Raw genomic sequence first — 11,242 nt, forward strand, 5'->3', positions numbered from 1 at the left:
CGGTACGACCGATGCCATCGGCAACAGGTGCCGATGGCATCGATGGGAGACGCGCGAACTACAGCTCGGCGCGGCCCTCGAGCGGCGACGAGGCCTGCGCCGCGTGGTAGCGCCGGGGGATTCGCCCGGCCAGCAGAGCGTTGCGTCCAGCGGTCACCGCGTCGCGCATGGCGGCGGCCATCAGGGCCGGTCGTTCGGCTCGGGTGACGGCTGTCGCCAGTAGCACAGCGTCACATCCGAGCTCCATCGCCAGGGCCGCGTCGGACGCCGTACCGATGCCCGCGTCGAGCACGACGGGGACCTTGGCGGCCTCGACGATCATGCTGATGTTGTGCGGGTTGCGAATGCCGAGCCCCGAACCGATCGGCGATCCGAGCGGCATCACCGCCGCACAGCCCACCTGCTCCAGCCGGCGCGCCAAGATCGGGTCGTCGTTGGTGTAGGCGAGCACCTGAAACCCGTCGGCGGCAAGGGTTTCCGCGGCGTCCAGCAGCTCGACCGGGTCGGGCAGCAGAGTGTGGTCGTCGGCAACGACCTCCAGCTTCACCAGATCGGTCTCCAACGCCTCGCGTGCCAAACGCGCAGTGAGCACCGCCTCACCCGCAGTGAAACACCCTGCGGTGTTGGGCAGTACGGCGATGTCGTGTTTGCGCAGGATGTCGAGCACCGAGCCCTGCTGATTCGGGTCGAGCCGTCGCAGCGCGACGGTGGTCAGCTGGGTGCCGGACGCGATCAACGCCTCTTCCAGCACTTCGAGGCTGGGCGCTCCACCGGTGCCCATCACCAGCCGGGACGTCAGTTCGCGTCCGGCGATCACCAGGGTGTCGTCACTCATGTCTTCTCCTCAACCGCCCTGGACCGCGGTGAGGATCTCCACCCGGTCGCCCTCGGCCAGCGCCGTCCCCGGCCACTCGGCCCGGGTCACCACCGCTTCGTTGACTGCCACCGCGACCCCGATCGGGCTGCGGGCCCACCGCTGCACCACGTCGGCGACGGTCGTCCCGGCGTCGATCTGCTCGGCGGCGCCGTTCACCAGCACGTTCATGACCTCACTCACCCCATCACCTTAGGCACTTTCGCGGCGCCGTTGCCCGCCCGGTCGTCCCCGTGAGACCGCGCGAACCGGCTCGCCAGGAACGGCTCCGCCAGCGTCGGCAGTACGCCGGTCCGAACGGTCTCGGCGACGACCTGCGCCGTGATCGGCGTCAGCAGTACGCCGTTGCGGTAGTGGCCGGTCGCCCAGAGCAGCCCGTCGAGCCCTGACGCACCCAGGACGGGCGCGTTGTCCGGCGTCGCGGGCCGAAGCCCGGCGATGCTCTCGACCAGCTCCAGTTCGTCGGTGATCGGCAGGACCATCCGTGCGTCCCGCAAGAGCGTGAACACCCCGCCGGCCAGGACTCTGGTGTCGTAGCCGAGCTCCGAGGTCGTCGCGCCGACCACCAGCTCACCGCCGGGCCGGGGAACGAGGTAGACCGAGAAGCCGCGCGCGGTCGCTCGTACCGTGTGGTGCAGAACGGGCCGGTACGCCTCCGGGACGCGCAGCCGGAGGATCTCGCCCTTCAGCGGCCGGACGGGCGGGCGAAGCTCGTCGGGGATGCCGTTGAGCTGTGCGGTCCACGGACCGGCCGCGGCGACCAACTGCTCGGCGCGGATCGTGTCGCCGTTGTCCAGCTCGACGCCGACCGCCTTCATGCTCTCGACCATGATCCGGCTGACCGAACGGCGGATCAGCGTGACGCCTGACAGCTCGACCGCGCGCAGCAGGGCGGCGACGGTTCGGCGGTTGTCGACGGAGTGGTCGCCGGGCACCCAGACGCCGGCCGCCACGCCGGCGGCGAGCAGGGGTTCGCGTTTGCGGGTTTCGCGGCCGGTGAGTTCCTCGACCTCGAGACCGAGGCGACGCTGGTACTCCGCGAGGCGGCGGATCGCGGCCGCGTCGTCGGCGTCGTACGCGACGGAGAGGGTGCCGGTTCGGTGCAGCCCGGCCGAGAGCCCGGTGAGCGCTTCGAGCTCCTCCGCGAACGACGGCCAGGCGGCGTTGCCGGCCAGATTGAGCGCGAGCAACGCGTCCTCGCCGTACTCGACCTCGGTGACGGGGGCGAGCATGCCGGCCGCGACCGACGAGGTCCGGTTGCCGGGTGTCGGATCACATACCGTCACCTGGATACCGTCTGCAGCCAACCGCCAAGCGATCGACAACCCGATCAGTCCGCCGCCCACCACCACGACTTCGGACCTGGACTCCGTCATGGGCCAACAGTACTTCGGTATACACATGGCAGGCTTGGGCTTGTGACTGAGCACACCGCGCCACTCCGCGACCGACTCGACGCCGCCCGGCTCTACCTGTGCACCGACGCCAGGCAAGAGCAGGGAGACCTCGAACAGTTCCTCGACGCCGCGCTCGGCGGTGGCGTCGACATCGTCCAGCTCCGGCAGAAGGAGATGGAGGCGGCCGACGAACTCGCCGCGCTCGAGATCTTCGCCGACGCCTGCAAGCGGCACGGCAAGCTGCTCGCCGTGAACGATCGCGCCGACCTCGCGTACGCCGCTGGTGCCGACGTCCTGCACCTCGGCCAGCGTGACCTGCCGGTGCGGCACGCCCGGGCGATCACCGGCCCGGAGGTGATCGTCGGCCGGTCCACGCACACCTTCAGCCAGGTGAACGCCGCGGTCGCCGAGGTCGGCTCGGACTACTTCTGCGTCGGGCCGACCTGGGAGACCCCGACCAAGCCCGGCCGGACCGCGGCCGGCCTGGAACTCGTCTCGTACGCCGCTAGCCGCCAGCAGGCCAAGCCGTGGTTCGCAATCGGCGGGATCGACCTCGAACGGCTCGACCAGGTGATCGAGGCCGGCGCGAGCCGCGTGGTCGTCGTCCGGGCGATCACGGAGGCCGACGACCCGGCCGCGGCCGCCGGGGAGTTCGCGCGGCGGTTGCGTGGCGCCGGATGATCAACAACCCGAAGGCCGCTCGGATCGTCGCGGCCGTCGTCGTGGCGATGCTGGTGATCACGCTGGCGGCCTCGCTGTTCGGCTGCGGCCCCGCGGGCGGTACGGCGTCGGGCGAACCGTCGAAGGATCCCGTCAGCGGGTTGCCGTTCGTGGCGGTCGACGACCTGCCGAAGGAGGCGCGGCAGACGCTGACGCTGATCGACCAGGGCGGACCGTACCCGTACAGCCGCGACGGTGTCGTCTTCGGCAACTTCGAGAAGATCCTGCCCAAGCAGGATCGCGGCTACTACCGCGAGTACACCGTGAAGACACCCGGCGAGAAGGACCGCGGCGCCCGCCGGATCGTGACCGGGAAGGGCGGCGAGCGTTATTACACCGACGATCACTACAAGTCGTTCCGCCGGATCGCGGCGGACGGGGGGACCGACGGATGACTGAGCTGCGCGCACTGCTGGACGCCGGACTACGCCCCGGGGTCTACCGCTGGCGCTCGGACCTGACCGCCGAGCAGGTGGGGTCGCGCGTGATCGCGGCCGGCTGGGGGTTCGTGCGGCTCGACACCACCGGCGTACTGGACAAGGCCGGGTTTCTGGACGTCTGCGCGACCGCCTTCGACCTGCCGCGCTGGTTCGGACGGAACTGGGACGCCCTGGCGGACTCGTTGGGTGATCGGTCGACCGGCGAGCCCGAGATCGTGCTGTGGGACGGCTGGCGCGAACTGCTCGACCACGACCACGACACGGTCGACGTCGCACTGCAGATCTTCAGCGAGGACACCTTGGAGGCGGGGCAGCTTCGGGTGCTGCTCCGCGAGGCGGCCGACATTCCTCAGCTGGTCAGTGACTTGCCGATCCTCTAGGCAGCCCGAAGTACGACCGTACGCCCGGGCTGTGGGCGACGTGATCGGGCGGCCTGGTGGTCAGGTCGGGTAGTCCGACCGAGGCCAGGAGGCGGGTCGCCTGGAGGTCGAGCAGCTCGGCGGAGCGTAGGGGCCAGACCGGATGTTCGTTCGGCAGGTACCAGGTGCGGCTTGCCCGGCGGACGTGCAGGCCCCAGCGAGCGGTGAGGAAGTGCTCGAGCGGTCCGGCCTCGAGGGGCTCGCCGACGCGGACCGCGATCCGGCTTGCGACCGGGTCGGCTGGTTCTGCTGCTCGGTTCGCGACCGCCTCGTCCGGGTCTTCCGCCCGGCCGACAACTCGCCGGAGCGATCTTGTCGTGTAGGTGTGGACATCCGCCTCCACGTCGTACTGCATGCTCGCCCACCGGTAGGGCAGGCCGAAGATCGTGCGAGCGACGGCGACGACATCCAGCCGGTCGGTGTCGAGACTCAGGAAGAACACCCCACGCCGGCCGGACGCGTCGACCGAGTAGAGGCGGATGTTGGTTTCCAGGAAGTCGCCGAGCAGCGCCGGTCCGCGGGCGAAGCCGGTGGCGACCATGCGGAACGGAATCAGACCGACGTACGCGCGACCCGCGAAAGTGTCGGGCCGGATGCCCGCCGGATAGAAGTGGGCGATCGATGCTGGATCGACCGCCCAGTGCACGAAGGTGAGATCCAGCCAGGACTGCCGCAGGACGCGCGGCCGGGGGAGCGGCGGCGCATTCGGCGTGACTGGTTGTCCCATCTGCGCAATCTAGCGCCCGGTCTCCTGTCGCTTCCGCTCCAGCGCCTCCACGTCGGCGACGAACCACAGCTGCCACCCGCGGTTGCTCTCCCGCACCCAGTCGCGGAACGGCGTACTGCCCGCCTCGTACGCCGAAACGTTGCCGATCACCGCAAGACCCATCCCGTACTGCGCGAACTTCTGCACGATGTCCCCGGCCACCCCGCTGCTCAGATCGAAGAAACCGGCCGGCAGATCCTCGATCCGCACGGCGACCCACGCAGCCTGATGCCAGTACGACGCGTCGCCGATCAGATCGATCGCGTCCTGCACCTGGCTCAGCGGTTTCTCGTTGACGTACACGCTCATCGCAGGAACTCCAGCACCCGCTCGGTCTGCGGCGGCAGCAGATGCCCGCCTCCGTCGATCACCACCGACCGTCCCGGCAGTCGCCGCGCGGTCTCGGCCGAGTCGAGCATCCGGTCCTTGCTCCCGACGATCGCCAGCAGGTCCAGCTTCGCCAATTGCTCGTCGGTGAAGATCGGCAGCCGGACGCGACGGGGCTCGAAGTGCTGGTTGACCAGCAGGCCGAAACTCAGGTGCTGCCATTCGAGGCCTGCGGGCAGCGGACCGATCACCATCGACACGGCCTTCCGCACACCCCACGCACCGAACGGCCGAACGGCCAGCGCGGGCAGCAGCGGCAGCACCTTCTGCCGGCTGAACCCGGCCGGTGACAGCAAGGCCATCCGCCGCACGCGACCCGGCCGCCGCGTCGCGTAGTCCAGGGCGAACCAGGCGCCCAGCGACAAACCCACGATCGAGAACCGGTCGACCTCCAGGGCCTCGAGTACGTCGTCCAGCCATTCGGCGTACGCCGGGGAACCGATCTCCGGCCGCGGCGAGGCGCTCAGCCCCGGCTCGCTGATTCCGTCGATCGCGTGCACGCGGAAGTGCCGGCTCCACGTCGGGACGTCGTACGACCAGTCGATCGTCGTACCGGCGGAGCCGTGCAGCAGGATCAGCGGCGGCGCGTCGGCCGGGCCGCTCGACACCACGAAGGTCGGGCCCTGGCGCGTGTCGACCAGGCGTTGGTCGCTGGGCACCGGCCAGTCAGCGAGCAGCTCGCGGTAGCGGGCGTGCACGATGGACTGGCCGGTGGAAGATCGGTACGTCATATCCGTAAACTACTCTATAAGTCCCTATTCCGGACTCTATAGGGAATTCTAAGGAATCAGATGCGTCAGGAGCTGTACTCGGTCGAGCAGGTCGCGGAGCAACTGGGCCTGCACGTCCGAACGATCCGGAACTACGTGCGCGACGGCCGGCTCAAGGCGACCCGGATCGGCAAGCAGTACCGGATCTCCCGCGAAGACCTGGAGGAGTTCACCGGCACCCCCGCGCCAGGCTCGGTCGCGGACCAGCGGCACGCTGAGGTATCGAGCGTCGTCCGGATCGACGGCGTGGACCGCCCGGCCGCCGACCGGATCAGCACCTACGTGACCGCCTCGATCAACCAGGGCGGACTGGGCCGGCTACGCGTCGAGCTCGCCTACGACGAGAGCCGCGGCGTACTCACGGTCATCGTGCTCGGCGCCCTCGACGTCACCGCCGACCTGCTCCGGCTGATCCAAACAATCGTCGAAACCTGACCCCGAGCCCCGACTCGCAACCGGCCGACTCGCGACCGGCCGATTCGCGACCGGCCGATTCGCGACCGGCCGATTCGCGACCGGCCGATTCGCGACCGGCCGACTCGCGACGGCCCGAACTGCGCCCTTGCCACCGAGCGCCGACGGCTGGCGGACCCGCGGAGGACGCCGCCACCGCCGAGATCTCACGTTCGCGCCAGGCGCGGATGGATCTCCGCCGGGAGGGATCCGATTATCCGCACCCGCACCGGCCGGTCCCAGCTGCAGCGTCCAGCCGCAGCATTAACGGCAGCGTCCCCCGGCGCTCAGCCGCAGCGTCCTACCGCAGCCGCAGCCGTAACCGCAGCGTCCGCCTCCGCGCCAGCGCCGGTCCCAGCCGCAGCGTCCTGCTGCAGGCCGACGTCCCGCCCCTGGCCCAGCCGCAGCATCCTGCTCCAGTCGTAGCCGCAGCGTCCTCCTCCAGCCGCAGCCGCAGCGTCCCGCCCCTCGCCCTGCCCTTCCGTCCCATTTGACGGGTCAACCCATCGATTGGTGGGTCCGATGGCGGCATCCCGCACTGGAACCCCCACATCCGAGGGTTAACCGTGCAAATGTCGGCGGCGGCCGGAGCCAGGGTGGCGAGAGTGGGACCGGGAGCGGAGGGTGATTGGCCGCGGGGTGCCGCGAGCGCGGGGTGAGGCGAGCGGGGGTTGGCGTGCGCGGGTGACGCGAGTGCGGCGGACCGTGAGCGGGAGGTCACCCGAGGCCGGGGTGCGAGTGCTGCGGGCCGTGACCGCAAGGTGATCCGAGTCCGGGGTGGCGCGAGTGCGGGCTGACGCGTGCGGGGTTAGGCGAGCGTGGGATGGGGTGAGGGGAATGAGGCGAGCGGGTGAGGGGGTGATGGGGTGAGGGGGTATGAGGTGAGCGGGGAATCGAGGTGAGCGGAAGCCGAGCGCGGGTCAGGCGCGAGCGGGGGAGCTCAGAGGTGCCGGGAAGTCGCCGCGATCGCGAGGTCGGCGAGGGCCTTGCGGGACGGCTCGTCTTGGATGGGGGAGCGGTCGAGGGCCTGCATCGCCTCGGCGGTGCGTTCGCTGATCAGGTCCTCACAGGCCTGCACCGAGCGGCTGTCCTGCAGGATCTCGCGGAGCAGCTGGATCTCGTCGTCGTCCAGGTCCGGCCGGCCGAACAGGCGCTCGAACTCAGCCAGCTGCACCGGCGACGCGTGGTCGACCGCGTGCGCGATCAGCACCGTGCGCTTGCCCTCGCGCAGATCGTCACCGGCCGGCTTGCCCGTCACTGTCGGGTCGCCGAACACCCCCAGCAAGTCGTCCCGCAGCTGGAACGCCTCGCCCAGCGGCAGCCCGTACGCCGACAGCGAGTCGATCAGGTGCTGGTCCGCTCCGCCGAGCGCCGCGCCGACGTGCAGTGGGCGCTCGACCGTGTACGTCGCCGCCTTGTACCGCAGTACTCGCAAGGCGAGGTCCATGTCCGACTCGCCGCTGGCTTGCGCGACCAGGTCCAGGTACTGCCCGGCGGTCACCTCGACCCGGACCGCGTCGAAGAACTTGGACGCCCGCGCGAGCGCCGCCGCGTCGAAGCCCGACGTGTGCAGCATCTCGTCGGCCCAGATCAGGCACAGGTCGCCGAGCAGGATCGCCGCGCCGATCCCGAAGCCGACCGGGTCGCCCCCGGCGCCGGTGAGCTCGGTCCGGGCCCGCTGCAGCGCTTCGAACCGCTTGTGCGCCGACGGTGCTCCGCGACGGGTGTCGGAGGAGTCCATCACGTCGTCGTGCACCAGGGCGCTGACGTGCAGCATCTCCAGGCTCGCGGCGGCGGACAGGATCGGCCGCTCCGGATCGCCACCGGCGGCCCGGAAACCCCAGTAGCAGAAGGAGGGGCGCAGGCGCTTGCCCCCGCTGGTCGCGTCGCGGGCGGCCTGGACCTGCTCGGCCAGCTCGGGGCCGATCTCGGCCAGCCGCTGCTCCTGGACGTCGAGGAACTCGGTCAGCGTGCGCTGGATCTCGGTGGGGATGTCTGCGTCGGCATGCACGTCTCGGAGGGTAGTCGGTCGCCTCCCACGAGCCCATGCCCCGGTAGGCTGACGGGATGGTCAACGGTTTCCCTTCGACGCTTCCCGGCAGCACGCCGACGATCCGTGAACTGCTCGCGACCGGCGACCCCTCGTTCTCCTTCGAGTTCTTCCCACCCAAGACCCCGGAGGCCGAGGAGGTGCTGTGGCGGTCGATCCGCGAGATCGAGCAGCTGCGTCCCACCTTCGTCTCGATCACGTACGGCGCCGGCGGCACCACCCGTGACGGCACGATCCGGGTCACCGAGCGGGTCGCGCAGGACACCTCGCTCACCCCGCTCGGCCACCTGACCGCCGTGGCGCACTCGCGCGACGAGCTCCGGTCGGTCGTCGGCGCGTACGCCGGAGCCGGGATCCGCAACGTGCTCGCGCTGCGCGGTGACCCGCCGGGCGGGCCGCGCCAGCCGTGGGTCGCGCACCCCGAGGGGCTGAACCACGCGATCGAGCTGGTCGAGCTGGTCAAGTCCCTGGGCGACTTCTGCGTCGGGGTGGCGGCGTTCCCGGACAAGCACCCGGAGGCGGCCGACCTCGACTTCGACGCCCGGGTGCTGGCCGCGAAGGCCCAGGCCGGTGCCGACTATGCGATCACGCAGATGTTCTTCGGCGCCGACGACTACTTCCAGCTGGTCGACCGCGCCGCCGCGCTGGGCTGCGAGATCCCGATCCTGCCGGGCATCATGCCGGTGACGAACATCAAGCAGATCCACCGGATGGCCGAGCTGACCGGCATGGCGCTCCCGACCGCCGTTACCGACCGCCTGCACGCGGTCGAGGAGGACCCGGCGGCGGTCCGCGAGGTCGGCATCGAGATCGCCAGCGAACTGTGCGACAAGCTGCTCACCGGTGGTGCGCCCGGCATCCACTTCATCACCCTCAACCGCTCCACCGCGACCCGCCAGGTCTACCTGAACCTGCAGGGCACGACGGTCTGACGCGGGGCGCCGAGGACGGCGCCGGTGCGGCTCGGGTGGGGCCACCGGCATCCTGCCGCTAGGGTTTGCAGATGGCTGACCCGAGTGACCTGGTGATCGATCGCACGCTGGTGCTGCTGCGGCACGCGAAGGCGGTGCCGCCGGAGTCGATGGCCGATCTCGATCGGCCACTTTCCGAGCGGGGCCGGGCCGACGCGGCGGCGGTCGGGCGGTACTTGGTTGCCGAGGGCATCGAAGCCGACCTGGTGTTGTGCTCGCCGTCGATCCGCACCCAGGAGACGTGGGAGTACGCCGCCGAGGCCGGTGCGATCACCGCGGACCTCTGGTTCGACCGGCGGATCTACAACGCCGACACCGACGGCCTGCTCGACGTCGTCCGGGAGGCTCCGCCGGAGGCGCGCACGGTGATCCTGGTCGGCCACGCGCCGGGCATCCCGTGGCTGGCCGACCAGCTCGCGCTCGACGGCACCAGCCCCGAGCGGGTCGAGCTGACCCGCAAGTACCCGACCAGCGGACTCACCGTCCTGCACCACACCGTCCGCTGGTCCGACCTCGCCCCCGACGACTGCGACCTCGTCGACTACGTCATCCCTCGGGGGTAGGCGCCGGGCACAACCCATCGGGCGGAAGCTCCCCGGTGAGCAGGTACTTCTCGGCCCGCCGATCAATGCACGGGTTCTTCTCGAACAGGTACGACGCGTGGTTGCCCCCGCCGTCGATCAGCAGCCGCGAACCCTTCAGCGCCTGGCGCATCCGCACCGCCCCGATCACCGGCGTCGCCGCGTCGTCCTTGCCCTGCAGCAGCAGGATCGGCGGTACGTCGGCCGACCCGATCCGTACGTCGCGCGCCGGACCGACCGGCCAGAACGCGCAGGGCGCGCCGTACCAGGTGTTCAGCCAGGCGAAGAGTGGCGCGGAGGCGTTGGACGCGACGGTGTCGTGGTGCCACTGACGCCAGTTGCGCGGCCAGCCCGGGTCCATGCAGTTGTACGCCAGTTGCCCGGTGTCGACCGACTGCGACGCGAGCTGGTCGGTCGCGGCGAGCAGAGTGCTCGGATCACCCTTGCGATAGTCCGAGACCGCCCGCATCAGATCGCCCCACGTGACGTCGATGTACATGCTCGACGCGAGCAGGTCGTCCAGCTCCGCCCCTCCGGCCCGGCCGCCCGCGGGCTTCGCCGCCAGCTTCCGGTGCACGTCGCGCCAAGCAGTCTCGACCGTCGACCGAGTACGCCCGAGGTGGTACGTGCTGTCGCGCGCAGCCGTCCAGGAGAACAGCTGCTGGGCCCGATGCTGCAGCGCCGGGTTCTGCTCGTACGCCGTCCGGTAGGTGCTGACCGACGGATCGACGACGCTGTCGAGAATCATCCGCCCGGTGTGCGACGGGAACAGCGTCGCGTAGGTGGCGCCGAGCTTGCTGCCGTACGAATACCCGAGGTAGTCGATCTTGTCCCGGCCCAGAGCGATCCTGATCCGGTCCATGTCCCGGGCGGCGTTCTCGGTGGTGATGTGCGGCAGCAGGTCCTTCGCCTTCGCACCGCAGCGCGCGGCGACCTGCTTGGCCAGTGAGATCCGCTGCGCCTCCTGCGCCTTGTTCGCTGCGCGGTAAGGCAGCGCGGGATGCGGAGTCAGGCCCGACAGGTCGCCACAGTCGACCGGGCTGCTCAGGCCCACGCCGCGCGGGTCGAAGCTGAACACCGCGTACTGGTCGGCGACAGCTTGCGGCAGACCAGCGGACACCATCTGCTCCGTGCCGAGTCCGGATGCACCAGGACCGCCCGGATTGACCAGCAGGAAGTGCTTGGCGCTCAGGCTGCCGATGCCCGACACCGTCAGCGTGATCTGCCGGCCATTGGGGTCGGAGTAATCCAGCGGAACCTGCAAGGTGCTGCAGGCAACTTCCTGCGGCACGCCGTCGGGGCAGGCGCCCCACTTCAGCGTGGACGCGGTCGCCGGGCCGGACTGCCCGGCGACCACTGCGGTCACAGACGCGACGGTGGCCAGAATCGCCACACCGCGTACGACGCCGTTCTT

At 70.3% G+C, this 11,242-nt stretch carries 14 protein-coding genes; 6 read left to right on the forward strand and 8 right to left on the reverse strand.

Annotation, left to right across the window (positions count from 1 at the left end):
- Positions 1-58: 58 nt before the first annotated feature.
- From ACQPXM_RS16490 to thiO, 3 genes are read right to left on the reverse strand one after another with little or no spacing between them, the layout of a single operon-like run.
- On the reverse strand, positions 59-835 hold the full coding sequence (locus ACQPXM_RS16490) for a thiazole synthase (RefSeq protein WP_432949461.1): 777 nt from the start codon (positions 833-835) through the stop codon (positions 59-61).
- A 9-nt stretch (positions 836-844) separates the two neighbouring features.
- The gene (gene thiS, locus ACQPXM_RS16495) at positions 845-1,057 is read right to left on the reverse strand and encodes a sulfur carrier protein ThiS (protein ID WP_432949463.1); all 213 of its coding nucleotides are present in this window, start codon (positions 1,055-1,057) and stop codon (positions 845-847) included.
- Positions 1,054-2,250: a glycine oxidase ThiO gene (gene thiO / locus ACQPXM_RS16500; RefSeq protein ID WP_432949465.1), complete on the reverse strand. Its 1,197-nt coding sequence runs from the start codon at positions 2,248-2,250 to the stop codon at positions 1,054-1,056. The genes thiS and thiO overlap by 4 nt, the downstream gene beginning before the upstream one ends.
- 42 nt (positions 2,251-2,292) lie before the next feature.
- Here thiO and thiE point away from each other — a divergent pair, with 42 nt between their 5' ends.
- The 3 genes from thiE to ACQPXM_RS16515 are packed head-to-tail and all read left to right on the forward strand — an operon-like array spanning position 2,293 to position 3,811.
- Positions 2,293-2,952 (forward strand): thiamine phosphate synthase, encoded by a 660-nt coding sequence (gene thiE, locus ACQPXM_RS16505; RefSeq protein WP_432949467.1) that lies wholly within the window; start codon positions 2,293-2,295, stop codon positions 2,950-2,952.
- Complete coding sequence (locus ACQPXM_RS16510) at positions 2,949-3,386, forward strand: ribonuclease domain-containing protein (protein WP_432949469.1); 438 nt, start codon at positions 2,949-2,951, stop codon at positions 3,384-3,386. The genes thiE and ACQPXM_RS16510 overlap by 4 nt, the downstream gene beginning before the upstream one ends.
- Positions 3,383-3,811, forward strand: a complete 429-nt coding sequence (locus ACQPXM_RS16515; protein WP_432949471.1) for a barstar family protein — start codon at positions 3,383-3,385, stop codon at positions 3,809-3,811. The genes ACQPXM_RS16510 and ACQPXM_RS16515 overlap by 4 nt, the downstream gene beginning before the upstream one ends.
- Here ACQPXM_RS16515 and ACQPXM_RS16520 read toward each other — a convergent pair.
- Genes ACQPXM_RS16520 through ACQPXM_RS16530 form a run of 3 tightly spaced genes read right to left on the reverse strand, consistent with a single transcriptional unit; the run spans position 3,789 to position 5,734 of the window.
- Positions 3,789-4,577: a YqjF family protein gene (locus tag ACQPXM_RS16520; protein ID WP_432949473.1), complete on the reverse strand. Its 789-nt coding sequence runs from the start codon at positions 4,575-4,577 to the stop codon at positions 3,789-3,791. The genes ACQPXM_RS16515 and ACQPXM_RS16520 overlap by 23 nt on opposite strands.
- Before the next feature lie 9 nt (positions 4,578-4,586).
- Positions 4,587-4,925 (reverse strand): DUF4180 domain-containing protein, encoded by a 339-nt coding sequence (locus ACQPXM_RS16525; protein ID WP_432949475.1) that lies wholly within the window; start codon positions 4,923-4,925, stop codon positions 4,587-4,589.
- Positions 4,922-5,734, reverse strand: coding sequence for an alpha/beta fold hydrolase (locus ACQPXM_RS16530; RefSeq protein WP_432949477.1), 813 nt, complete (start codon positions 5,732-5,734; stop codon positions 4,922-4,924). The genes ACQPXM_RS16525 and ACQPXM_RS16530 overlap by 4 nt, the downstream gene beginning before the upstream one ends.
- 60 nt (positions 5,735-5,794) lie before the next feature.
- Here ACQPXM_RS16530 and ACQPXM_RS16535 point away from each other — a divergent pair, with 60 nt between their 5' ends.
- Entirely contained in the window at positions 5,795-6,208 is a 414-nt protein-coding gene (locus ACQPXM_RS16535) for a helix-turn-helix domain-containing protein (protein WP_432949479.1), read from the forward strand.
- Between the two features lie 958 nt (positions 6,209-7,166).
- Here the strand turns inward: ACQPXM_RS16535 and ACQPXM_RS16540 are convergent.
- A complete protein-coding gene (locus ACQPXM_RS16540; RefSeq protein ID WP_432949481.1) occupies positions 7,167-8,237 on the reverse strand; it encodes a polyprenyl synthetase family protein in 1,071 nt (356 codons plus the stop codon).
- 56 nt (positions 8,238-8,293) lie between these two features.
- Here ACQPXM_RS16540 and metF point away from each other — a divergent pair, with 56 nt between their 5' ends.
- Positions 8,294-9,208, forward strand: a complete 915-nt coding sequence (gene metF / locus ACQPXM_RS16545) for a methylenetetrahydrofolate reductase [NAD(P)H] (RefSeq protein ID WP_432949483.1) — start codon at positions 8,294-8,296, stop codon at positions 9,206-9,208.
- A gap of 71 nt (positions 9,209-9,279) precedes the next feature.
- Positions 9,280-9,810, forward strand: coding sequence for a SixA phosphatase family protein (locus ACQPXM_RS16550; protein WP_432949485.1), 531 nt, complete (start codon positions 9,280-9,282; stop codon positions 9,808-9,810).
- Here ACQPXM_RS16550 and ACQPXM_RS16555 read toward each other — a convergent pair.
- Positions 9,794-11,194: an alpha/beta hydrolase gene (locus tag ACQPXM_RS16555; RefSeq protein WP_432949487.1), complete on the reverse strand. Its 1,401-nt coding sequence runs from the start codon at positions 11,192-11,194 to the stop codon at positions 9,794-9,796. The two genes, ACQPXM_RS16550 and ACQPXM_RS16555, sit on opposite strands and share 17 nt — an antisense overlap.
- Positions 11,195-11,242 lie beyond the last annotated feature (48 nt).

The sequence above is a fragment of the Kribbella sp. CA-253562 genome (assembly GCF_050942265.1).
Lineage (GTDB): Bacteria > Actinomycetota > Actinomycetes > Propionibacteriales > Kribbellaceae > Kribbella.

What these genes read in the sequence shown, in the direction of transcription:
- ACQPXM_RS16490 (WP_432949461.1), bottom strand. Translation starts at nt 835, where the DNA reads ATGAGTGACGACACCCTGGTGATCGCCGGACGCGAACTGACGTCCCGG.
- thiO (WP_432949465.1), bottom strand. Translation starts at nt 2,250, where the DNA reads ATGACGGAGTCCAGGTCCGAAGTCGTGGTGGTGGGCGGCGGACTGATC.
- ACQPXM_RS16510 (WP_432949469.1), top strand. Translation starts at nt 2,949, where the DNA reads ATGATCAACAACCCGAAGGCCGCTCGGATCGTCGCGGCCGTCGTCGTG.
- ACQPXM_RS16515 (WP_432949471.1), top strand. Translation starts at nt 3,383, where the DNA reads ATGACTGAGCTGCGCGCACTGCTGGACGCCGGACTACGCCCCGGGGTC.
- ACQPXM_RS16520 (WP_432949473.1), bottom strand. Translation starts at nt 4,577, where the DNA reads ATGGGACAACCAGTCACGCCGAATGCGCCGCCGCTCCCCCGGCCGCGC.
- ACQPXM_RS16525 (WP_432949475.1), bottom strand. Translation starts at nt 4,925, where the DNA reads ATGAGCGTGTACGTCAACGAGAAACCGCTGAGCCAGGTGCAGGACGCG.
- ACQPXM_RS16530 (WP_432949477.1), bottom strand. Translation starts at nt 5,734, where the DNA reads ATGACGTACCGATCTTCCACCGGCCAGTCCATCGTGCACGCCCGCTAC.
- ACQPXM_RS16535 (WP_432949479.1), top strand. Translation starts at nt 5,795, where the DNA reads ATGCGTCAGGAGCTGTACTCGGTCGAGCAGGTCGCGGAGCAACTGGGC.
- metF (WP_432949483.1), top strand. Translation starts at nt 8,294, where the DNA reads ATGGTCAACGGTTTCCCTTCGACGCTTCCCGGCAGCACGCCGACGATC.
- ACQPXM_RS16550 (WP_432949485.1), top strand. Translation starts at nt 9,280, where the DNA reads ATGGCTGACCCGAGTGACCTGGTGATCGATCGCACGCTGGTGCTGCTG.